Origin of the sequence: Bradyrhizobium sp. BWC-3-1 (genome assembly GCF_032917965.1) — a bacterium.
GTDB classification, from domain to species: Bacteria; Pseudomonadota; Alphaproteobacteria; order Rhizobiales; family Xanthobacteraceae; genus Bradyrhizobium; species Bradyrhizobium canariense_D.
This window is the reverse complement of record NZ_CP136625.1, coordinates 7,478,864-7,501,900: the sequence shown is the minus strand read 5'-3', so window position 1 is coordinate 7,501,900 and position 23,037 is coordinate 7,478,864. Positions and strand designations below refer to the sequence as shown.

At 58.0% G+C, this 23,037-nt stretch carries 15 protein-coding genes, 1 pseudogene and 1 other annotated feature; of the genes and pseudogenes, 11 read left to right on the top strand and 5 right to left on the bottom strand.

Annotated elements, in window-relative coordinates:
* The first annotated feature begins 85 nt into the window (after positions 1-85).
* The 5 genes from RX329_RS36125 (at position 86) to RX329_RS36105 (ending at position 8,313) form a co-directional block, all read left to right on the top strand.
* Entirely contained in the window at positions 86-1,285 is a 1,200-nt protein-coding gene (locus RX329_RS36125) for an IS256 family transposase (protein WP_085348740.1), read from the top strand.
* Between the two features lie 286 nt (positions 1,286-1,571).
* Entirely contained in the window at positions 1,572-1,877 is a 306-nt protein-coding gene (locus RX329_RS36120) for a HipA N-terminal domain-containing protein (protein WP_317245115.1), read from the top strand.
* A 60-nt stretch (positions 1,878-1,937) separates the two neighbouring features.
* Positions 1,938-2,240, top strand: a complete 303-nt coding sequence (locus RX329_RS36115) for a HipA domain-containing protein (RefSeq protein WP_317245114.1) — start codon at positions 1,938-1,940, stop codon at positions 2,238-2,240.
* Positions 2,237-2,602: a hypothetical protein gene (locus RX329_RS36110; protein ID WP_317245113.1), complete on the top strand. Its 366-nt coding sequence runs from the start codon at positions 2,237-2,239 to the stop codon at positions 2,600-2,602. Before RX329_RS36115 ends, RX329_RS36110 begins: the two co-directional genes overlap by 4 nt.
* 146 nt (positions 2,603-2,748) lie before the next feature.
* The gene (locus RX329_RS36105) at positions 2,749-8,313 is read left to right on the top strand and encodes an AAA family ATPase (protein WP_317245112.1); all 5,565 of its coding nucleotides are present in this window, start codon (positions 2,749-2,751) and stop codon (positions 8,311-8,313) included.
* 419 nt (positions 8,314-8,732) lie between these two features.
* Here the strand turns inward: RX329_RS36105 and RX329_RS36100 are convergent, their stop codons facing one another.
* Positions 8,733-9,359: an FMN-binding negative transcriptional regulator gene (locus RX329_RS36100; protein ID WP_317245111.1), complete on the bottom strand. Its 627-nt coding sequence runs from the start codon at positions 9,357-9,359 to the stop codon at positions 8,733-8,735.
* Between the two features lie 492 nt (positions 9,360-9,851).
* Here RX329_RS36100 and RX329_RS36095 point away from each other — a divergent pair, with 492 nt between their 5' ends.
* On the top strand, positions 9,852-10,235 hold the full coding sequence (locus tag RX329_RS36095; protein WP_317245110.1) for a hypothetical protein: 384 nt from the start codon (positions 9,852-9,854) through the stop codon (positions 10,233-10,235).
* Between the two features lie 101 nt (positions 10,236-10,336).
* On the opposite strand, the gene RX329_RS36090 is transcribed toward RX329_RS36095, so the two are convergent.
* Positions 10,337-10,936: a hypothetical protein gene (locus RX329_RS36090; protein WP_317245109.1), complete on the bottom strand. Its 600-nt coding sequence runs from the start codon at positions 10,934-10,936 to the stop codon at positions 10,337-10,339.
* 531 nt (positions 10,937-11,467) lie between these two features.
* Between RX329_RS36090 and RX329_RS36085 the strand changes: the two genes are divergently transcribed.
* Entirely contained in the window at positions 11,468-12,397 is a 930-nt protein-coding gene (locus RX329_RS36085) for a TauD/TfdA family dioxygenase (protein ID WP_317245108.1), read from the top strand.
* 663 nt (positions 12,398-13,060) lie between these two features.
* Here RX329_RS36085 and RX329_RS36080 read toward each other — a convergent pair.
* From RX329_RS36080 to RX329_RS36070, 3 genes are all read right to left on the bottom strand, one after another.
* The gene (locus tag RX329_RS36080; RefSeq protein ID WP_317245107.1) at positions 13,061-14,320 is read right to left on the bottom strand and encodes a carbohydrate porin; all 1,260 of its coding nucleotides are present in this window, start codon (positions 14,318-14,320) and stop codon (positions 13,061-13,063) included.
* A 1,718-nt stretch (positions 14,321-16,038) separates the two neighbouring features.
* A complete protein-coding gene (gene hemN / locus RX329_RS36075) occupies positions 16,039-17,394 on the bottom strand; it encodes an oxygen-independent coproporphyrinogen III oxidase (RefSeq protein WP_317245106.1) in 1,356 nt (451 codons plus the stop codon).
* A gap of 1,508 nt (positions 17,395-18,902) precedes the next feature.
* On the bottom strand, positions 18,903-19,151 hold the full coding sequence (locus RX329_RS36070) for a GcrA family cell cycle regulator (protein WP_317246469.1): 249 nt from the start codon (positions 19,149-19,151) through the stop codon (positions 18,903-18,905).
* 408 nt (positions 19,152-19,559) lie between these two features.
* Between RX329_RS36070 and RX329_RS36065 the strand changes: the two genes are divergently transcribed.
* The 4 genes and pseudogenes from RX329_RS36065 to RX329_RS36050 all read left to right on the top strand — a co-directional run bounded on the left by RX329_RS36065 (position 19,560) and on the right by RX329_RS36050 (position 22,692).
* Positions 19,560-20,798: a cytochrome P450 gene (locus tag RX329_RS36065; RefSeq protein ID WP_317245105.1), complete on the top strand. Its 1,239-nt coding sequence runs from the start codon at positions 19,560-19,562 to the stop codon at positions 20,796-20,798.
* A gap of 725 nt (positions 20,799-21,523) precedes the next feature.
* Positions 21,524-21,942, top strand: a pseudogene (locus RX329_RS36060) (IS3 family transposase); the annotation flags it as partial.
* Positions 21,821-21,933: a sequence feature (AL1L pseudoknot), on the top strand. Its footprint overlaps the pseudogene before it by 113 nt.
* A gap of 123 nt (positions 21,943-22,065) precedes the next feature.
* Positions 22,066-22,188: a helix-turn-helix domain-containing protein gene (locus RX329_RS36055; RefSeq protein WP_245286098.1), complete on the top strand. Its 123-nt coding sequence runs from the start codon at positions 22,066-22,068 to the stop codon at positions 22,186-22,188.
* A gap of 288 nt (positions 22,189-22,476) precedes the next feature.
* Complete coding sequence (locus RX329_RS36050; protein ID WP_085348737.1) at positions 22,477-22,692, top strand: hypothetical protein; 216 nt, start codon at positions 22,477-22,479, stop codon at positions 22,690-22,692.
* The last annotated feature ends 345 nt before the right edge of the window (positions 22,693-23,037 follow it).

Here is a 23,037-nt window from a genome sequence, read left to right as displayed (position 1 = left end):
AGCGGGCGGGCGGCTTTGCGGTGGTCACCGGCAGTTCTCCGGTAGGATCGGGTTGCGACACGCCAACGCAACCGAGGAACCACCGATGACCGAAGACATGATGAACCTGCGCACGCTGGTAGAGAAGACCCCCGACGCCGATCTGCTGCGCGAGATGATCGGCTTTGCCGCCCAGCGCCTGATGGAGCTGGAAGTGGAAGGCCAGACCGGGGCGGCCTACGGCGAGAAGAGCCCCGAACGCCTGGCCCAGCGCAACGGCTACCGCGACCGGATCTGGGAGACCCGCGCCGGCGCGGTTGAGCTGCGCATCCCCAAGCTGCGCAAGGGCTCCTACTTCCCGGGCTTCCTGGAGCCGCGACGCATGGCCGAGAAGGCGCTCACCGCCGTGGTTCAGGAAGCCTATGTGCAGGGCGTCTCGACCCGCTCGGTGGACGACCTCGTCCAGGCCATGGGCATGACCGGCATCTCCAAGAGCCAGGTCAGCCGGCTGTGCGGCGAGATCGATGACAAGGTGAAGGCCTTCCTCGCCCGTCCGATCGAGGGCGACTGGCCGTATCTGTGGATCGACGCCACCTACGTGAAGGTGCGCCAGAATGGCCGCATCGTCTCAGTCGCGGTGATTGTCGCGGTCGGCGTCAACAGCGACGGCCGACGCGAGGTTCTCGGCATGGACATCGGCCCTTCCGAGGCCGAGACATTCTGGACGGCTTTCCTGCGCAAGCTTGCCCGCCGCGGCCTGCGCGGCGTCAAGCTGGTCGTGTCCGACGCCCATGAGGGCATCAAGGCCACCGTAGCCAAGGTGCTCAACGCCAGCTGGCAGCGCTGCCGCGTCCACTTCATGCGCAACGCGCTGGCGCATGCCGGCAAGAGCGGGCGGCGCGTCGTGTCCGCCTTCATCGCCACCGCCTTTGCCCAAGACGACGTCGAGGCCGCGCGAACCCAGTGGCGCAAGGTCGCCGACCAGCTCCGCCCCAAGCTGCCCAAACTTGCCGGCTTCCTCGACGAGGCCGAGACCGATGTGCTCGCCTACATGACCTTTCCGCCACAGCATCGGACCAAGCTGCACTCGACCAACCCGATCGAGCGTCTCAACGGTGAGATCAAACGGCGGACCGAGGTGGTCGGCATCTTCCCCAACGAGGACGCCATCACTCGCCTCATCGGCGCGATCCTGCTCGAACAGAATGATGAATGGGCCGTCCAGCGTGCCCGCTACATGACACTGGAAACCATCGCGCCGTTGAGCGATGATCCGAGCGTCAGCATCACGGCTATCGCCAGCTGACCAGCCCGGCTCCAGCCGGTGAACGCGGTGACCCGCCGCCAGCTACACCACGCCACGGGACACGATCGTTCGCTGCAACCGAGCTTGTAAGGAGCCTCACTGGGTTTTTGGCAGCGCACCCATCTTCGTCGAGGAGATGACGGATCAAAGTATGTGCCGATCCGAGGTTGCCCACAAAGCGAACCTTGTGCTCTCCTCGATCCGAAGCCGGTGAACGCGCATTGCAGGACACCATTCGTCGGCGCAATCGACTTTCAGTACGATCCGTCCTGGCTTGCCTGGGAGCATGCTGCCCCTGTCGCTATCTCTGCTCTGCGTGAGGGACCGCTATATCGGTGCCGCCGTCGTCGCCGTTTCGGACAATCTCCTGCCCGACAGCATGCCCATCCGCCGTCGTATGGCGGAGCGAGTCCACGCTCAGGGCATCGACGCTTACGACCTACTCACTGGTGTCGGACGGGACTGCGTCGGCCCATTGCAATTCCTGCCGGACGGCATCGAACCCGGCGCTGCCGGGGCTGTTGACGACAGACCCGTTGACGACGAGGAAATCGCCCGGCTTCTCGGCGACCTTTGCATCGGCTCTCCTTGAGCTTGGTGGGACGAGGACTTTCGGATCTCGATCGCCGGCGCCCAGGAAAAGACCGCGCTCTTGTTCTGGAAAGGGCGTTGGTACAAGCCGCTGGCGACTACAGCCACGACGCACATTCTCAAACCGCAGCTTGACCGACTGCCGAACGGCCTCAATCTTTCCTACAGCGTCGAGAATGAGTTCTTCTGCCTCAAGCTGACAGCAGCTCTCGGACTTCCGAGCGCCGCCATCGCGATCGAGGAGTTTGAAGGCAACCGTGTGCTCGTGGTTGAGAGGTTCGATCGCCGCTGGACCGGCGACAACCGTCCCCTACATTTGCCTCAAGAGGATTGCTGCCAGGCTTTGTCCGTGCCGCCGCCTTGAAATACGAAATCAGAGGGCGGCCCGGTATTCCAGGTATCTTTAACCTGCCAAAGGGAAGAGATGAAGCGGAAGCAGATCAAAGGACGTTTTCGTGGCAACCCAGCGGCACCACGCAGTTTCGGGCGCTCCAGCCGGGCGAGTTGTTCCTCTTCAAAGTAGACGTGCCAAACAGCTTCATTGTTAGTGGCGGCATTTTCGGCCACACGTCAATCGAGCCGCTGTCCTTGGCGTGGGAAGCCTTCGGCTTGAGTCGCTCTATCGCGAAGGACTCCTTCCGCGCCGGCGCGCTGCGTAGTCCGGAGCCGCCGCCCGGGCTCGAGCTGCGCGCAGGGCTGCGCTCGATCGACACGATCGGGCTCTAACATACAGCGTGCGTCCGTTTGTGCTTGCTGCGGGCTCTCTTTGGCGGCCATGATCCGGACCCTGCAGCGAATTTTGCGAAGTTCCTTCACAATGGCGCCTCTTATGTGTCAGATTTGGCGCGCGTCTTCTTAGTCTGGTCAGGCAAATGCCGCGCGACCCTCCCAGCCGAACTGTGTTCGGCTCAAATCTCGACAACGACATCCAGCCCCTGTGGAGCGACGGAGGTCGTGTGTTCTGCCGTGCGTGGTGGCAAATCAACGGCAGCAAGGCTGTCGTGCTTCTCGTGCGGCCCACCGCGGAACACCCCGCCACGATCGAGTGCCTCGCCCACGAGTATGAGCTGAGAGAGGAGCTAGATGAGGCATGGGCGGTGCGGCCTCTGGAACTCATCCGGGAAGCTGGTCGTACCATGCTGGTCCTGGAGGATCCATGCGGCGAGCCGCTGCTAAACTTAGTTGGAGTCGGCATGGAGCCTCAGCGCTTCCTGCGCCTTGCTATTGGTGTCACGAGGTCCGTGGGCAAGCTCCACCGCCGCGGCTTAATCCACAAGGACCTGAAACCCGGTCACATTCTGGTCAATTGTCCTGACGAACAAGTGCGACTCACCGGATTCGGGCTGGCGTCCCGGCTTTCCCGCGAGCGGGTGCCGCTTGAGCCTGCCGAGTTCATCGCCGGCTCGCTGCCCTACATGGCGCCCGAGCAGACCGGACGAATGAATCGCTCGGTCGACTCTCGCAGTGATCTCTATTCCCTTGGCGTGATATTCTACCAGATGCTGACCGGCGCGCTGCCGTTCACGGGCTCAGACCCGTTGGAGTGGATTCATTGTCATATTGCAAGAAAAGCAACACCGCCCCTCGAGAAATCGCAAAATGTCCCGGAGCCAATCTCTCACATTACGATGAAACTCCTCGCGAAAACCGCCGAGGAACGCTACCAGACTGCCGCTGGCCTTGAACACGATCTGCAACACTGTCTGGCAGCATGGGCCAACCATGGTCGCATCGAGCCTTTTGAACTTGGTGCAGACGACACACCTGATCGGTTGATCGTCCCCGAGAAGCTCTATGGGAGAGCCCGCGAGATCGAGACCTTGCTTGGCTCTTTCGATCGAGCGGTGAAGAGCGGCGCGCCGAGGTTGGTGCTGGTTGCCGGTTATTCCGGCATCGGTAAGTCTTCGCTCGTCCAGGAGCTACACAAAGTACTCGTGCCCTACCGCGGGCTCTTGGCATCAGGCAAATTCGACCAAGTGAAGCGCGATGTGCCATATGCGACACTAGTGCAGACCTTTCAGAGCCTTGTGCGTCCTCTTCTCAGCAAAAGTGAGGGCGAACTCGCGACTTGGCGGCAGGCGTTCCGGGAGGCGCTCGGTGGGAATGGACGGCTGATGGTCGAATTGATCCCCGATTTGAGCCTTGTTATCGGCGAGCAGCCCGCGGTTGCTGAGCTTCCAGCCCGCCAAGCGCAAATCCGTTTCCAGCTCGTGTTTCGTCGCTTTATTGGCGTGTTCGCCCGGCGAACCCATCCATTGGTGCTCTTCCTCGATGATTTGCAGTGGTATGACGCCGCAACACTCGACCTGATCGAGGATCTGCTGACCCAGCCGGATCTGCACCTGCTGCTTATTGGAGCTTACCGCAGCAACGAAGTTGATGCAGATCATCCGCTCAAACGCAAGCTCGAGTCCATCGGGAGAGCCGGCCTAAATCTACAGGAGATCACGCTATCGCCGCTCTGCGCAGACGACGTCGGGCAGTTGGTCGCGCATACCCTTCGCTGCGGACCAAAACGCGCTGCCCCGCTTGCGAAGTTGGTGCATCAGAAGACGATGGGCAATCCGTTCTTCGCCGTTCAATTCTTGTCTGAACTAGCCGGAGAGCAGCTGTTGACGTTCGATCACGTGTCGGCGCGCTGGCGTTGGGATCTGCAGCGAATTCACGCAAAAGCGTACACCGAGAACGTCGTCGATCTGATGCTCGGCAAGCTCATCCGGCTGCCCAAGGAAACGCAGGAAGCGCTGCAACAGCTGGCCTGTTTCGGCAACATCGCCGGGACGGCGGAGCTTGCGATTGTGCTCGAAATTCCAGAGGAGCAAGTGCACGCGACCGTGTGGCCGGCAATCCGGCAGGAACTGATCGTGCGGCATGGGACAGCCTACCGCTTTGTCCACGATCGCGTTCAAGAGGCGGCCTACTTGCTGATGCCGGAATCCTCGCGCGCTCCTTCCCATCTGCGGATCGGTCGGATGCTCGCGGCACACATCCCTGCGCACAAACGCGAAGAGGCCATCTTCGACATTGTCAGTCAGCTCAATCGAGGCGTCGCGCTCATCGCTTCCGGTCAGGAGCGAGAGCAGCTCGCCGAGTTGAACTTGATCGCAGGGCAGCGTGCCAAGGCCTCGGCGGCCTACGCCTCGGCGCTAACATATTTCACCGTCGGTGCTGCGCTGCTCGCGCCCAATTTTTGGCAAAGGCGCCGCGAGCTCGCGTTCGCACTCGAGACCAGCCGGGCCGAATGCGAATTCTTGGTAGGCCAGCTGGAGATTGCAGAGCGTCTCTTGTCCGCACTGTCGAAGCGAGCTTTGAACGGGCCACAACGAGCAACGGTCGCATGTTTGCGGGTCGATCTTTACTTGACGCTAGGTCAGCACGGCCGGGCAGTGCTCATAGGTCTCGAATATCTTCGCGACGTCGGGATCGAGTGGTCGCAGCGTCCGACGGACCAGGAAATGCTGGCCGAATATCAGCGGATGTGGTCACAGCTGCCCGACGCAATCGAGGATCTTGCTGGTTTGCCTCGAATGACAGACCAGGCCACGCTTGCCACGCTCGCCGTGTTGACGCGGATTCTTCCGGCTGCAGGTTTCACGGACGCCAATTTATCCGCTTTAGTGATCTGCCGAGCGGTCAGCATCAGCCTCGAACACGGCAACACTGATGCTTCCTGCGCCCATTACGCATGGTTAGGCCGAATCTCGGCCGGACGCTTCGGTGACTACCAAGCGGCCGATAAATTTGGTCGTCTTGCTTGCGATCTGGCTGATCGCGGCGAGTTCTCTCGTTTTCGGGCTCACGTCTATTTGGCCGTCGGAGCCACCGTGATCCCGTGGACGAAGCCGCTTAGAGACGGCCGAGTTTTGATCCGGCGAGCCCTCGAAGCCGCGGTCAGTAGCGGTGATGTCATCTATGAGGCGTACAGTTCGGTCCATCTAACCGGAAGTATGATGATGGCCGGAGATCACCTGAAAGAGGTACAGAACGAGTTAGAGAAAAGCGCTGCTACGATCCGGAACAGAAAGGTACAATTTGCTGCTGAGGCGGTAGCCGCTCAGCTCGCAATCGTCAGAACCATGCGCGGCCTCACGCGCTCGCTCGGTTGCTTCGACGACCAACAATTTGACGAGCTAGACGTTGAACGATCGTTGGCAGGAAGTCCGGAGTCACCTAGCGAAACCGTTTACTGGATCCGCAAACTTCAGGCGCGCTTCCTATCCGGCGATTATGCTGCGGCTGTTGAGGCTCGCTCGAAGGCCGAGCCCAAACTATGGACCATACCAACAGAGCCCTTGACGGCGGAGTTTCACTTTTATGGTGCGCTGTCTCACTCGTGTTATTGCGACAGGCTGGGCGAAGGCGAACAACAGCCACACCGAGATGTCATTGATGCTCATTACAGGCAACTGCAGACATGGGCGACGAATTGCCCCGACAACTTCGAGAATCGGGCTGCCTTGGTCGGCGCTGAAATTGCGAGGTTAGAATGCCGGGATGCAGACGCAATGCGACTGTACGAAGACTCAATCCAAACCGCAGGACGTAACGGTTTCCCCCACCACGAGGGGATCGCTTGTGAACTTGCAGCGCGCTTTTATGCTGCACGCGGTTTTGCCAGGATCTCCCGGGTTTACCTGCAGGACGCGCGGCGCGGCTACCTTCGTTGGGGAGCGGATGGTAAGGTGCGTCAACTCGAGGAGCTGCATCCGCATCTCATGCATCAGGAGCCCCCGCTTGCCGTGAATGGCATGACGATCGGAGCTCCGGTTGAGCAACTTGATCTGGCGACGGTGATCAAAGTGTCTCAGGCGATTTCCGGCGAGATTGTGCTTCAGAAGCTAATTGACAAGCTTATGCGGACTACCATTGAGCAGGCCGGCGCCGAAAGAGGTGTGTTGATTCTGCTGCATGGCGACGAGCCACGGATCGAAGCGGAAGGCAAAACGGTAGCAGATGCGCTCGTTATAAAGGTGGATGAACAGCCCGTAACTCCGATGGCTCTTCCCGAATCCGTGCTGCATTTCGTGCTACGTGTCCGCGAAAACGTGGTTCTCGAAGACGCTGTCGTCCAGCCTTCATTTGCCGAAGATCCTTATATCCGCGAGCGCAAAGCGCGTTCTATTCTTTGCCTGCCACTCATCACGCAGGGCAAGCTGATCGGCGTACTTTATCTGGAGAATAATCTCGCCCCGCGCATATTCTCGGCTGCCCGAACATCAATGCAGAAAATGCTTGCCTCTCAAGCTGCAACAGCGCTCGAAAACAGCCGGTTGTACAGCGAAGTTCAGCAACGGGAGGCGAAAATCCGGCGCTTGCTCGACGCTAACATCATCGGAATCTTTATCATTCACGAAGGGGGCGAGATCATCGAAGCAAATCAAGCCTTCCTCACGATGGTTGGATACGAGCAAGAAGATCTCCTCGCAGGCCGAGTGAACGGTCTCGATCTGACGCCTCCAGAATGGCACGAGCGCACAATGGATGCTCACACAGAAGCAAAAAGGACCGGAGCTGTTCAGCAGTTCGAGAAAGAGTATGTTCGGAAGGATGGCAGTCGCGTGCCAGTGCTCATTGGCCTCGCCGTGTTCGATGCGCGAGAGGACCAAGGTGTTGGCTTCGTCCTGGACCTGACAGAACGAAAGAGAGCGGAAGCGGAGGCCCGCGAAAGCGAACGGCGCTATCGCGAGACTCTGATGGGCCTTGCACATGCCAATCGGATCACGACAATGGGACATCTGGCCGCCTCGATCGCGCATGAGGTGAACCAGCCGATTGCCGCGATCAGCAGTAATGCGGGGGCGGGGCTAAATTGGCTCGGTGCTCAACCGCCAAATCTGGAAGAGGTTCGGCAGACCTTCGGTTTGATTGTTCGTGACAGTATGCGCGCAGGAAACGTGATCCGTCGGATCCGCGCTCTTATGAACAAAGCGCCCATGCAAACCGAGCTTCTTGCAATTGACGAATTGATCTTAGAGGTGTTGGCCCTAGTCCGCGCGGAACTTGCACAAAATGACGTGTGGGTGCAAACCCGAAGGCCTGAGGCTTTGCCGCTCGTTCGGGCAGATCGCGTTCAGGTACGGCAGGTGATTCTCAATCTGATCACGAATGCCATCGAGGCTATGAGCGAGATCAACGAAGGCGAACGCGAATTACTGATCACGACGCGCACAGATGGCTCGAATAATGTATTGGTCAGCTTTCGGGATACAGGTCCAGGACTCGATCCAAACAGCGCAGACCGTATGTTCGAGGCGTTCTACACCACCAAGTCAGAAGGCATGGGCATGGGGCTGGCCATTTGCCATTCCATTATTGAGGCGCATGGGGGCCGGATCTGGGCGGGCGCCAATGATCCTCGCGGGGCCTTCTTTCAGTTCAGCATACCCGTTGCGCCGGAGGGCGTCGAGCAGGCGAAACAGGTCTCTTGGACGTCTTAGGCCGAATTCGAGGTCGAGCAGGTGGTCCGGGAGCCCCGATCATTGTGACAGAAGTGAGCTGCGCGACCTTGCAAATGTGAGACATTCGCGTTTCTTGCTGCCCGTCGGGAGTGTGCGCGACCGCAGATTGTCGTGAAGTGTCAGAGAGTCTGCAATCTGACCGCAATGTCAGATTCCAGACGCTTGGAGGGCTCCTTGCAAATCTCTTGAGACTTGCACGCCATAAAAGCCGGAGTTGGCCTAGCGGCTTGGGCGTTCGCGGTGCCGCTCGCGGACGCCGCGCGTTCCTGTGCTGTGTAAAGCACCTGCCGCGAGCAGAAACCCGCCGCCCGCGCGTGGTTGTGCAGAAGGACAGCAGTCGAGGAAGTGGAGGAAGTCCACGTGACACCGGTTCGTTTACAATACCTCGATCGGGTTCGTCATCCTTTCGGAATGAGGTGAGCCGCACGACGGTCTTCCTCACGGTTGCTCTTGGATAAGCCCTCGATGACGCCAGCGCGATCCGCGGCATTGCGGTTCTGGCTCATCTTCCGTGAGCCATCTAGCCGTGTAATTTGCAATCGCAGGCCGATAATCCCCTCGAGCTCCGCTTTGATGAAATCGGCAGGTGCGTCCGAGACCGCCCAGCGGTCTTTGCTTGAGCGCTCATGTACATCAGTCAGCCGCGTGACTACCTCGCGGAGCCGATCGGAATCCTCGAAGAACTCAACTGGTCCGTAGGCATGCACAGCGACATAGTTCCACGTTGGTACGGCCTCGCCTCTCTCGTGTTTGGTCACGTACCATGAAGGGCTGATATAGGCCTCCGCCCCACCGAAAATTGCCATCGCCTCGCCGGTTGGTGTCAGCTTCCACTGCGGATTAGCACGCGCCACGTGCGCGTAAATCGTGCCCATCGAGCCTGCGCTCTCGTCGAGTACTACGGGCAGCATCGTTCCAACAAGCCCCTCGTGAGTGGCGGTGACCAGTGTCGCTGTCCGTGCCTCGCGCATTGTCCGTTGAAGGTCGGCGATATCGAGAAGTTGGAAGCAGGACGGGGTGTACATCAGTGAAGCTCCCAGGCAGCCCGACGGAGGCCGGACGACTCATGATTTGAACTGCGGTACGCCTCATTCGGGATCGCAGGAACAGCCAGGTTTGGTAGTTTCATTCCGGGGCGTGCTGGTCCCTGAGGGCAGCTAGCCCATCAAGCGTCGAAGGCGCAAATCAAAAAGCGCGGTTGCAAGCTGGTCCAGCCGTTGCTTTCGAGCCGTGCGCGTTACGGTGAAACGTGGGATAAGATCTTGCTTTCATTCTGACCGCGCTCGATCGGCCGTGAGCCGCTCAATGGCTACCCAGGTCGATTCCACCTGGCACACTGCCTGCGGCTGCACACCTCGACTGTTGTTTAGCATGCTTCCGATGTTACCAGCCTGCCTTATTGACGACGATCTAATGGCGTTAACGCCGCATGCTGATGGCCCCGTCTAGTTCAGCATTTCGGCTCGAAAAGTCAAGTTGTCGTGCGGAATTGCGAAGGTAAGAGAGAGCATATGCCTATGAAACACACGGTGGAGCACATCAAGCGTTCGTTGCGCGTGCTCGGCGGACTTGCTGCCGTCCTCGGCGTCTTGTCCGTGCTCGGACCCAACGATGTGCGATGCGAGCCCATCAAGGGCTTTGACTCTGCAGCGACGGGCGGGCTGGGAGGCGAGATAGTTCAGGTCAGATCAACCAAAGCTCTGAATTATGAGTTATGTCGGTCGTACAGCTTCGGCCAGTGCAATGACCACACTCCGCGCGAGATCCAGGTAATTGGAACCATAGACTTTACCGGTACGGAGGGCGAGGCGAAGGGCAGGGATGCCAACACGGCCGTGCCTGTTCGGCACCTTACAAGCGTGAGTCCCTCTTCTTATCGCGAAAATAGTTATTTGCGATAGTGATCGTCTGCGGGACACCAAGAAACAGGAGGTTCCAATAGTGCTCCCCGTTACAATAAGAGGAATAGATATCGCTGCCATCGAAGTCGTTCCAGGATACCCTAATATTTGTCGTGGGGCCAAAGCCGCCGGCAATCTCTGACGCCCGATATTGTGAATCGGTTGTGATCGATCCACACCAGGTCGGCTCGTGCAATTGCAATAGCATCGCCGGCAAATATCACGCCTTCAAAACGGTGATCGGCATTGGCTCGACCGCTACAATCAAAGGGAAGGGGCTGCGCCTGAATGGGGTCAGCAACGTCGTTATTCGCAACCTGACCATCAGTGATATCAATGTTTGAGCCAATTTCCAGCGGCGCTTGCCGGCCCTGTCGAAGACGACCGACGTCTTCTCCTTGCCATCGCAATGCGCGTCGTTTCCATCGTTCGCTAACAATTACTTCCACAACACGAATGCGCAACACAGCGGCGGATTTTTCCATGCAGTGGATGCTGGATCGTCTGTGCAAGCACTCGTCGAGGGTAACTACTTCGACAACATTGAAACACCTATAACGATCGGTAGTGGGCATATCTTTGCCGTCCACCGGGATATGCCGAGCATCTGCCTCACTGCCCTCGGACGTCGGTGCATCGAGAACATCGCGATCCCAGTGCCGCGGATCAATGGCTTTCGCCTGGATGAAACCGTAATTCAATCGTTTGGGGCTCTTCCAAGGTCATCTATTCCTCTTCCATTTCCGGCGGATGAAGTTACGGCAGTGATCGCGGCCAGGGCAGGTCCCGGACACCTTCAGAGCCGGTGATGGCTCGTTCGCAGACGCGGCCCGTGTTTGGCCGATTGTGCAAACAGTTGGGAAGGTGCCATACTGGACTAGAACGGCACGCACGGCTCGCTGCTCAAAGTTGCACGAAGGCCGTCTGGCGCGTTTCTGTTCGGGTGCCGAGCGGTACAATTCCTCTCGGTGTTGCGTGCCTTTCGCCCGGACCGGGGCGCTTGCCTCAGAATTTTCACCTCTGGTGTTTTTGCGGGTTCGGATTGCAAGAGGATCGGAGGTGCCATTGCGCTCCTGGCAAACTGTTCGGATCATCAACCCGACGTTCACAGCTCGTGTCCGACTGGCATGGTGCTTGCTCAAGAGTACCCGCAGCGCGAGGTTCGTCATCGAAAGCGAGTGAGATGTGCCCTCGACTGCTCGAACAATCCGCAAAACCTGGAAAAAATTGCAATGAAAGAAACAGCTTCGACCGAGCGTGTCATTCCAGCGACCGACGTCGTCAAGCGCGCCGCGCGCATCGGTGTTGAACTCAGAAATATCAAACTTTCGGGTGATTTGCCGAGCCAAACCGTCGCTGCAATCAATAGCCTGCTGCTCAAACATAAAGTGATCTTCTTCCGCGATCAGGGGCATCTTGATGACGCGGAGCAGGAGCGCTTTGCCGCTTGTTTGGGAAAGCTGGTGCCGCATCCGACACTCGGTACGATCAATGGAACGACCTCGATCATCGAGCTTGATTCCGCGCGTGGAGGTAGCCGAGCCGATGTATGGCACACCGATGGAACCTTTCTAGCGGCTTATCCCAAAGCTGCGGTGCTGCGAGCTATTGTGATCCCATCGTCCGGCGGCGATACGATTTGGTCGAATGCTGTGGCGGCGTACCTGGATCTGCCGCGGCCGCTCCAAGGGCTTGCCGACGAACTCTGGACCGTTCACAGCAACGCCTTCGACTACGCCGGGACCTGCCGTGTTCGCGAAATCGATCAGAAGCATTTTGATGAGGTCTTTACTAAAACAATCTATGAGACGGAGCATCCGGTGGTCCGTGTACATCCCGAGACCGGCGAGCGCGCGCTGGTGCTCGGCGATCTGGTGCAAAGGTTTATTGATATTCCAAAACGCGACAGCCAGAAGCTGTTTCAACTATTCCAGTCCTATATCACGGCGCCCGAAAATACCGTGCGCTGGACCTGGAAAGAAGGCGATGTCGCGATTTGGGACAACCGCGCAACACAGCATTATGCCGTTAACGATTACGGTGACCAGCATCGCGTCGTTCATCGTGCCACACTCGATGGCGACGCGCCCGTCAGTGTCGATGGTCGATGCAGTGTGACGCGCCTCAAGATGACGAAGCACCCGTCCACGAAAGTTGCCTAGCAGTGCGCGGCAAATTCACATGGTTGCACTGGCCTTGTCGCATGTTCGCGCGAGGAGGAGCTAACGCGCGCGCAGACCCGGGAGGCGACCTCCTCGCTGAAGTAAGATGCTCAAGCTTATCTCGTCCGCCGAAAATGATTCAGCGCCGAGTGGCGCAAGTCATCCGGCCGCGTCCGGTTGACTTTCCCCGGACGAGGGTGCGTTTCCGCCAACCTTGCGCATCGCCCTTCGGACGACGGCACGACCGGCGGACAGACAGAGCGCGATTGCCGGAGCTGGCTGAATTTTGGCATCTGTGTCGCGGTTCCACTTCTAAGTCTCTTCGCGGGAATCTCCGAGGGCACGATTTCGGGGTTGTCATGGGCTCGGACGCGAGTCTGACGAGTTGCAGGAGCAGCTAACGAGAAGCAATGTCACTGCCGCAAGAGGACCCGACTTTTGCGCGATACGGCGCCGGTCTATCGCTCTAGACCACCAGCAAAGGCTCCAAGCTACCATTCCCAACAGCAGGCTACCTTGGACATGCCTAAATTCACGCGGTACCCGGCCTCGCGCCAGGAGCACAGAGATAGCAAAACGCCGCGATGACCGGCCCAAGCCGTTGAAAGGGAACGATTGTGATTTCGACTACATGCCGGTGAATTCACGCCCAGTCCTGAGCCTTTAGAAGAATACCGACGTAGATACTAATATATTCAGGGCGTGTCCGGTTTGCGGTGTGTAGGTAATGCTTGTTGGGTGATTGATGTAGGTCAGTCCTACGGTTGTATATATACCGGGCGCCAGATGCGCCGTGTACAGTCCCGAAATTGCTGTACTGTCGCGGTGCGCCAGCTGCTCTTTTGCCAGTGCAGCGTCCACCGCGACATGGCTCCAGATGGTATTGCTGACAACAAGACTCATCTGATCTGTGGGCCGGCTGTCCAATAGGCCCTTCGCATAAAGGCGAATCTCGTAGTATTGACTAGCTCTATTTAGGTCAGGCGGAGCATACATTGCAGAGAGCCCGCCATAGACTCCGCGAGATGCCGAGCCGTGGACGGCAGACTGCCAGAATTGCCTGTCCGCACCTACATAGTAGACGCTGTTGGCCTTGGTCGTCGCTTCTGTCGGATGCTGCAGGTCCGTGTAGCTGCTGTTGTTGAAGCCCGCGCCAGCCCGCAGCCAAGTCTCCATTACACCCGGAGTAGGCTTGTTCCTGTAGGAAAGCTCATCAAGCAAAAGAATGCCTGCGTCGCGCGTGCTCCAGTTCAAGCCAGTGGGATTCTCGCTTACATGCGCATATTGTCCTGCTGGACTGACCGAGCGCTGGATTGAGAATTTGTTATATAGGCGATCATCAAAATTGTACTTCAGATTAAGAGCCGGCGTTGGCGCCCAATTGTTGCTCATGCCGGCTTGGAACAGCATTCTCGATGAGGGTCCAAACACTTTGTCTCCAGCGCCCGCAAACTCATGTTGGTTCCTGAGGTAGCCCACTTTGAGTTCGATCCTTCTGTCGAATAACGTTTGATAGTAAGAAACTGCATTGAGGCCCAGCCGATCTGGCCCAGCGCTCTGCCATGTCCAGTGTTGATGCTCGGCTCCGACCACGATCTGACCATCGGGAATTCCACACCGAGCGAGGTCATAAGTCACGATCATAGAGTTGACCGTACTAAATGTCGGATTCTGGCCGACATATTGCTGATTGGCGATGGTGCTTCTGGCGGCGTTGCCGAGTTCATTGTCGACAAGCGTGTTTAGCGTCCAGCCAGCAAATCCAATCCCGAGATCCGAAAATTGGGATCTGACAGAAGCTGTATCCTGATCTATCGTGTCCGCAGGACCAGGAGCAGTGAAAGCGCCACCTCTTTCGCGAAGCTTCTCGAATTTTGCGAATGGGTCGATCTGATTTTCAATTCTGCTCTTGGCCGTCGCCATGGCAACATCTCGCTTTATTGTGGTCGTAGCTGTTTTTGGCAAGGAGCTCCTAGGAAGGCGGGCTGCTCCCTTGGGTCGCCCGCTTCGGAATGTCATGGCCGAATCCGAAATTGTTCTGCTTGTTGCCTCATCGAGCTCATCGGGGCTGGGGCTTCTTGGGCCGGAGATCTCGCGACTCGGCGCCGCCGAACTGCTGGCGAGACTAGCTATCAGACAAAGGACAATACGACCTCGTGGCTTCGCAGTTGGTCCAGACATGAAAGCAACGACGCCAGCCAGATATGCTTGCGTGGATAGCGGCGTTATAACGCAACGATGCATGGTGATTATCGCGCCCGTCGATTTGAATAAAGTGCACTTCCACCTGACGGCCTAGAGCGGATGTCAAATCTTGTCCCTCAATGCGGTGGGAGACGCTTGACACCAGGCGGCCTCTCTATGTCAGCGAGACCGCTCAACCTTGCGCGCTATCACCACAGCGGCGCCGCTTGGCCTACGTGTGGGTACACAGCGCAAACAACCTAGTCGCTCGATCGCTAATCAAGGCGAGCTTCTGCTGGAGGGTGCCGGCATTAGCGGGCTGCTCGGTGTGCGCGTTCGCTAGCAAGAGATTGGTGGCCGATACACGGAGGCCAGCGACCTTGCGACAAACCCTCTGCCAAAACGAAGGAAAACTGTTTTCAACAGAGAGCAGCGGCAATAGCGGAGCTCGCAGAACAACACGCCCGATCCAAGAAACGCCGCTCGCAGCTCGGTCGATGGGATGAAGCACAGGCAGGCAGAAGGGGCTAACATCCTTGGCGGCCCGTAAGCTCGCCGCCACAAACCCTCGAGTGGCTCTCATGGGAAGATGGAAGGCACGATTCGAGACAGTTTGATACCTGGGGACGACGAGGCAAAACATCCATCAGCTCCATTGATCGATGAAATCTATATCGCGCGACGACTTCTTATGTGGCCCGAGCGAATTTCACAGCCACTGACTGGCATGTGTCCATCGTCTCCATCAATTGCTAGGTTTGGTAGTTGACTGAGCGGGAGGTCGGCTGTCGCTGCGTGAATCGTAGCTAATGTGCCGCTCGACTCCACAACCCCGGCGTTCACGGCCGATCGGTATCGCAGCGTCGGCGGGCGAATTCTAGGAGTTCGCTTCGATCCACGTCGCGCGAAGCTCTTACAGGGAACGATCTTTTCGAAGACCGTGATCCCGCCGGATCTGGTTGTAGTTGTTGCGCTCGAATATCCTTTGCGCCGTATCACGCATGATTTCGGCTGCCACCGCCGGAGCCAAGGGTCAGATGTCCTTGTCCATCCGGACGAGCTCGATCAGGGTTTTCGATCCGGAAGTCCCTAAACGTCGAGATGTCATCATCTCGACGACATAAGATGATCAGTTCTCGATCTCCAGTTGGTTGGCGGCGTCGCGCAACCAGTCGTCGTCCCCATCGAGATCCTTGGCTACACGGCTAATGGCGGTGATGGGATGAAACTTGTCGAGATGTAGGGTCACGCTGCTTGAGCGAGGAGCGTTGTTGTCGGGGCGTCCAATTCCCGGCAGCAGTGCGTCCCTTGTCTTCGCGGCGCGGGTCAGGGCGACTCTCCGCCGCACAGCTTCGCACGGCGTCGTTGATCGATTTGGAGCTGGTTGTGAGTGTGCCAGATGAGCGAACGCATTCCTCAGGCTTCCTGGCGCGTGCAGCAAAACTGATTCATTTCATTCAATCATTGCGTTGGCTGGTCTGAACAGAGGGGGGCGCGAAGAAACAATCGAATGCGGCTGCCACAGCCCGGGTGAGAAAACGATGCTCCGGCCTCACGCGGACGAATCCCTTTTCCATTTCGACGATCCCATCCTCAGCCAGCATTGCCAAGCGTTCGCCTGAACCGAGCAAACCGACCGGGTCAAATCCATGAGCAACGCAAATTGCCGGCACGTCCACCTCGAAATCGCACATTAGCCGCTCAATGATCGCGGCCCGGACGCGGTCTTCAAGGCTGAGACAGTAGCCCTTTGACGTCGCCAGACGGCCGGCGTTGATTTGGCCGCTGTAGGAACCCGCTGTAACTTCGTTCTGGACGTAGCCCTCGCCAAGCCGGCCGATCGCCGACGGTCCGAAGCCGATCACTTTATTGCAGGTGTCGGCCGAGTAACCGAGTGAATTCCGCCGCAGGCGACCGGCTTTCTGCGCCAGCGCGAGCTCATCGTGCGGCAAGGCGAAATGGTCGAGTCCGATCTGGCGGTAGCCCGCTGCAGTCAGTGTATTGGCCATCGCGGCTGCTTGTTCTGCACGGGCATGGCTGTCTGGCAGCGCTGCCTCGTCGATCAGGCGCTGATTCTTCTTGAAGGAAGGAACGTGCGCGTAGCCGAACACCGCAAGCCGGTCTGGTCGCATTGCCAGCGCCGTTGTCGCGGTCTGAACGCAGGACTGCACCGTCTGATTTGGCAGCCCGTAGATGAGGTCGAAGTTGACGCGCATTATTCCATGCTGCCGCAGCGACTGGACAACGCGCTCTGTTTGTGCCTCACTCTGGACCCGGTTGATGGCTTTTTGGACAATTGGATCGAAGCTCTGGACGCCGAGGCTCGCGCGGTTCACGCCGGCAGCCGCCAATCCTTCGCATGTGGCGAGCGTGAACGTGCGCGGGTCGATCTCAACAGCAATGGCGGCCGTGTTCGAAATCGCAAAGCGGCGGCGCAGAAGCTCCATCAACCGCCGGAATTCCGTTGGCTCGAGGAGGGTCGGCGTTCCACCGCCGAAGTGGACATCGCTCACAGGCAGCGGTTGCGCAACCTGCGCCGCGACCAAATCGATCTCCTTACGAAGAACCCCCAAAAAGTCGAGGATAGGGGCATGCCGGCGAGTGATGCTTCGAGCGAAGCCACAATACCAGCAAATCGATCGACAGAACGGAATGTGGAAATAGAGCGACACCGATTGGTCAAGCGGCAGCTGCTGCAGCCATCTCTCACAGGCGTCGCCGCCGACTGCTTTGGAGAACTGGGTTACAGTTGGATAGATGGTGTACCAAGGAAGGCGAGCATCGTAATACGTGCTTAAGATCGAGGTCTGCAAGGATTGTTATCCCATGTTTACGAAGTTTTACGTCGCAAGCGAATTGTCCTGCATCCCTTTGCTTGCCAAGGGCGATCGGGACTGTCGCTAGGCAATTGGGAGCTTGCGTGACGGCCGATCTGCGGAAGAAACGCGCTGTCGGATGACGATCCGCTCCCCTCGGACACAGAGAACAAGTTCTGCAAGCGAGATACTCGAATCAACACAGCCACGGCGGGGTCCCCAATTCGTCCGCCTTGATAATCTTTGATCTTCGGCAACGAGACACCCACCAGGGCCGTTTAAGCTGCTAGACCTCGAACTGCTCCACGATTTGACTCGTGCGAGGTTCAATGACCAACATTGATGCGGTCCCGTATTCTCCGTCAACTGACAAGGTTGGTAGTTGATTCTGCGTGGCGTATTCCCCATCGCTCCAGGAATAATGGGTCCGCTTGGCTCCGTCCCGGTATGTAGTGAAATTCGCCAATGAAGGGATTGTCGGTGGGCGTCTTCATGGATCCCTCGCAGAAGAAGTCCTTTCATGCGTCCGTTACTCGGCGGCAATATCGCTACGAGCGAAACTCTCCTATCGGCGGCTCTCGCGCAGCTGGCGTGACGAAATGAGCCGGGTAGGTGAGCGAGAACGGATGGGTGCAATTGAACAGCCGGCCGCCTCAGAGGCGCCGCCGGTTTTGCGCAGACGTCAAGGCACCTACGTTGGTGGTAGCCGTTTTCGTGTGTCTGCGCACCGCAGGAGCCGACCTTTTAAACGACGTCAGGCAATATCCCGCGAGGGCAGCTCGTCAAGCCGCTCCAACGCTAAGCATAGCGCCGCCCGACGACAGGCGATTCTATCGGAGGTTCTTTCGGGAGAACAGGCGAAGATCGAATAGTGGAGCTATCTGGTACTCACCGCTTCACCTTCTTCCGTTTCATCTCCGCCGTCAGCTCAAACCTATCGAAGCCGGCGAGGAAACTCGCGCCTTCGTCTAAAACCAGAAGGTCCGATCACAGTCGGAGGGCCACCGGGCTCACCCCCGGAAACGTCGTACCTCGATGATTTGCCGAGTGTTCAGTCCCAGTCCAGCTCTCCACACGCCTGTCGCAGATATCGAAAGTGGTTGAGGATCAAGCGGCTTCACCCGGTCTCGTGTAGTTCGTTGGGCGCGGTGTGCCGAAAGTTCCGAACACCGCGCAAACTAGGACGGCGGGCGCTTCCTCAAAACGCATACCCGGAAAACTCAATAAGCAGAACGCTCTCTTCTCTCCAATTCAGCGCATCCGGCCTCTTGAGATTGGATGGCTTGATGTACGATCGAGCCCTCCTGCCGCGAACGTTCTACTGGACGCCACTGTTCGTCGGATAGGCACAAATCGCGAAACCAAATAGCCCGAATGAACCGACTACGGCGGCCTAGACCCGGGAGATCGCGGCGCCGATAGCTCTAGACGGTATTCCTGACCGCCTCAGCTAGGATTGCGTAAAGCTGCCGCTTGCTCATTTCCTGAGGCCGCGTTTTTAGCGCCTATTGCAGCAGCTTCTTTCGGACGCGATCGCGGCGGGCAGCCATCAACGTCGGCCCTCCGCTTGGGCACCGATCTAATCTTGGGTTTTGTGCTGTTGGTGGCTTGCGACCTCGAGTGAGACCCAACCGAGTCGGCCTGCCGCAAACGGCGTTGCGACTGCACTCGAGATGACCCGCGATCTGCGCGGCACTCTGTCCCTCGGACCAGAGCTGTTTCAGCTGTGCCAATTCTCTTCTATTCCAGCGCATGGAAGATACTTTGTTGCCAGTTCGGACGTCCGTCGCCTCGGCAATGTAAGTGGTCGAGTGGCAAAGGGGCTGCCTGCCCGAGAAAATGACGATAACCGGCTGGGTGCCACAGCTGCGAGTGCTTGCGGCTTGATGTTGACTACCACAAAGGGCGCGTTCGCGCGCCTCCCAATCCTGATAGGGGAGCTTCGCTCGCCTTTCCATTATTCTTCGTTGACGGGGACCAAACCAAAGTCCGTAACATGATTTCAGATTTCGGACCTCGCGCGAAGTCCAGCCATGATCATGCGTGACACATCGTTAGTGCACCGCCCAAGCTCGTCGTGTTTCGAGCGCGCTTCCCCCGAACTCTAGACAGCGCACTCAGCTGATCCAGCAAAAGTGCAAGCCAATGTCAGCGAGACAATCATGACAGCGTTATCGACAGAAAGCGCCTGCGAGAGCACTGATATCCCGCTGAGCCGCCTTGATGTAAGCGAACCCAAGCGCTTCGAGGATGATACCGTTTGGCCTTATTTCGAGCGGCTGCGAAGGGAAGATCCCGTTCATTATTGCGAAAACAGCCCATACGGACCATATTGGTCGATAACAAAATACCGCGACATCATAGCCGTGGACTCAAATCACACAACATTCTCATCAGAGCGAAGCGTCACAATAGTCGACCCGCCGGAGGAGTATTGGACCCCCAGTTTTATCAAAATGAATCCTCCTCTCCATGCTCAGCAACGTAAGACTATCAGTCCGATAGCGGCATCGGAGAACTTGGCAAATCTTGAAGGCTTGATCCGCTCGCGGGTTCAGAAGATTTTGGACGGTTTGCCGCGCAACGATACCTTCAACTGGGTCGACAGGGTCTCGATCGAGTTGACGACCCAAATGCTGGCCACGCTGTTCGATTTTCCATTTCAGGATCGGTGGTTGCTGACCCACTGGTCGGACGTAGCTGCCTTGACTCCACAAATGGGCGACCAGATCGACAGCTGGGAAAAGCGAAAGGTGGTGCTGTCGGAGTGCCTGGACTATTTTACGCGGCTTTGGAGCGAACGGGTCAATTGTGAGCCGCGCGGTGACCTGATCTCGATGATGGCGCATTCACCGGCGACCCGAAACATGGAGCCCCGCGAGTTCCTGGGCAACCTCATTCTGCTGATTGTTGGAGGTAACGATACTACGCGCAACTCAATTACCGGGGGCGTCTTGTTCATGAGTCAAAATCCATCCGAAATGCGAAAACTCCGGGATGATGCTTCGCTGGTGTCCGGCGCGGTATCCGAGATTATACGATACCAAACCCCCATTGCACACATGCGCCGGACCGCTGTGGACGATTTCATGATAGGCCACAAGCGAATCAGGCGAGGCGACAAAGTTGTGATGTGGTACATCTCTGGCAACCGAGATGACGAGGTCATTGCGAGAGCCAACAGCTTCATCATCGATCGGGAAAATGTACGGCAACATCTCTCTTTCGGATTTGGGATTCATCGCTGCGTGGGTAGGCGCCTTGCCGAGCTGCAGCTGAAAATCCTGTGGGAGGAGATGCTGAATCGATGTTTGGAGGTAAATGTGGTCGGCGAACCGGAGCGAGTTCAATCGAATTTTGTGCACGGTTATTCCGCACTGCCGGTGCAGATCCCAGGTTAGTCTCGGCTGCGGCCGACCTTCAACACTGTCATGCCGTTCAGAGCCGGCGGTTAGGACAATGACTTTCTGGAGACCGGTTTTCTGGGTAAGTTCACCGGCGTTGCGTGACGGGCTTACGGTTGTTTCGAAGGTTGCGGGCAGGGGCCGCTATCGCGTCGAGGATTTTGGCCGGGCGGCTACGATACTCATCACGGCCTGCTGGAGCCGTGCCAGCGTTCAAAGTCTAGGGAAGCAGTCCGTCCAGTCGATGAACTGAATGACCAGAGACTGGCCATACGAGGGGGCTTACTTCATGTGAAGACGAGGACAAGCAGGCTCGAGCAGAGTAGCGCAAATCCGGCTGCGGTCAGCCCGAGGAAACTGCTGGAGACAAGATCATGACTGCCCATGAACGACCTCTGCGGCGAGGAATAGAGATCGGCAATCGCCGCTCCGCTTCCCTTTCTGGCCAATCTCGGCATTGTTGTTCAAATGAGCCGCATAATTCCTGCCGGTCTCGTGGCAGAGCGCACTTTTCCAGCAAGATCGAGCGACAGTTCGCCGCGTTCCGGCGGGCATCCTCGTTAGTGCTCTCGTGGTTGCAAACGGATCGCTCCGCCAGAAGCTGAGTAGACCAGAGCATCTTGACAGCAAAACTCACTCAATCGTGCCGTCCGCGTTTGAGCGCTTGCAGGATTGAGCGCCCATCTGAACCGCCGCCGCGGATTTGGCGGAGGCTCCAAGTCTTGAGAAGGTGGAGCCATGACAAGCAAGACGACGAGAAATGTTCACCCGAGGCCCGAGCCCGAGGGGGTCGTATAGCTCTGTATCAGGCCAACGAGCACAGGTCGCGCTGGACGACGGTGACTTCCATTGCGGCCAAGATTGGCTGCACGCGCAGACCTTGCATGACTGAGTCAAGTAGGTCGAGATCGACAGTGGGCAGCGGGCCGGCGTTCCGACCGAGCTGGCCGAGAAGCCCAAGGCTCTGGAACGGAAGAACCGCGAGCTTCGCCAGCCAACGAGATCCTGCGCAAGGCAAGCGCTTATTTTGCGACGGCGGAGCTCGACCGCCGGTCCAAGCCATGATCGCATCGACGATGATCGTGCGGCGCGTGGGGTTGAGCCGATCTGCAAGATGTTGCCGATCGCCCCCTCGACCTACCGCGGAAGCAGATTATTCCCAAAGGCGGGCGACATGCCACCAGCGATGTTCAGATCTTCGGCAAAGGCGATCTCGGGGCAATAGCTCTCATTGGTAGGCCACGAAGAGATCGCGCCTCTCAAGGTGCAGGGCCAATCGATCCAACAGATTGGACGTCGCCTGGGGCGGGCTGATTCGACAGTCTCGCGTGAACTGCGGCGCAACGGCCGCCCGCGCCGAACCAGAGGGCCATGGCCGCCCATGTGAGGACCATAGCGCCCGCATGAGGCCGGCCCGGCGCTCAGGGAAATGCGAGAGCCCGGAAATCCGAGCCGTACGGGACGATTCCGTCCTCCTCGCAACGAGACGTTTCGAACGCGGCGCGATCGTTTCAAACGCAAGCGCCGCGCGAATTGCGAGGATACCAAGCCGCGTCAAACCATGAATTCACTTCTGCACGCGAGAGGCTTTTAACCGCTCGGCAAATGTGCGCTATACCGAGTGCAAAGAGGGCACTAGCCTTATCGCATTATCCCTCGAAAGGAGAGATGGAGCGTGAGCGAATTTACGGGAGAGGTTCAAGCGAACATGGGCCTGGTCTTGGATCAGGTCTGTGCGGGGCTGCCGAATGGCGGTGACCACGAGAGCCGCCGGTATGTCGCTGAGCAACTGATCCAAGCGGTACGGGCGGGAAAAACGACTCTGGGGGAGCTGACCTCTGCGGGACGTCGCGCTGTCGTCTATCTGAAGAATGCGCCGAAATCAGCCTAGCAGTCCCTTGTTGCCGGCCCGATCTGCCCTGCGTTCGCTCGCAGGCAACCGCGTACCCGACAGACCTCGTGGTGTTAGGGCACATTGACGGATGGCATGGGCGCCGTCGGGCGCGGCATGAACGCGCTTTGGTGGTGGCCGCGTGCCGCCAATATGATCGCGAAAGCCGTGAGAACGATCAGGAGTCCACGCATATCGACAGATTACTCGGAGAGCTGTATCGCAATTATGAAACGGCTCATAGCCGGGTGTGCCGAATCAACAAGAAAACGAAGCTGTTGTATCATTCGATGAGGCGAACGCGGTTGGACTGCAAAGCGCCAAAGTCATAACGCTTGGTCTTGC

Excerpts from the sequence above, each read along its gene's own strand:
- RX329_RS36100 (WP_317245111.1), bottom strand. The coding sequence starts at position 9,359 with ATGTACACCCCGTCCTGCTTCCAACTTCTCGATATCGCCGACCTTCAA.
- RX329_RS36070 (WP_317246469.1), bottom strand. The coding sequence starts at position 19,151 with ATGCGCTGGAATAGAAGAGAATTGGCACAGCTGAAACAGCTCTGGTCC.
- RX329_RS36085 (WP_317245108.1), top strand. The coding sequence starts at position 11,468 with ATGAAAGAAACAGCTTCGACCGAGCGTGTCATTCCAGCGACCGACGTC.
- RX329_RS36065 (WP_317245105.1), top strand. The coding sequence starts at position 19,560 with ATGACAGCGTTATCGACAGAAAGCGCCTGCGAGAGCACTGATATCCCG.
- RX329_RS36105 (WP_317245112.1), top strand. The coding sequence starts at position 2,749 with ATGCCGCGCGACCCTCCCAGCCGAACTGTGTTCGGCTCAAATCTCGAC.
- RX329_RS36095 (WP_317245110.1), top strand. The coding sequence starts at position 9,852 with ATGAAACACACGGTGGAGCACATCAAGCGTTCGTTGCGCGTGCTCGGC.
- RX329_RS36080 (WP_317245107.1), bottom strand. The coding sequence starts at position 14,320 with ATGGCGACGGCCAAGAGCAGAATTGAAAATCAGATCGACCCATTCGCA.
- RX329_RS36125 (WP_085348740.1), top strand. The coding sequence starts at position 86 with ATGACCGAAGACATGATGAACCTGCGCACGCTGGTAGAGAAGACCCCC.
- RX329_RS36120 (WP_317245115.1), top strand. The coding sequence starts at position 1,572 with ATGCTGCCCCTGTCGCTATCTCTGCTCTGCGTGAGGGACCGCTATATC.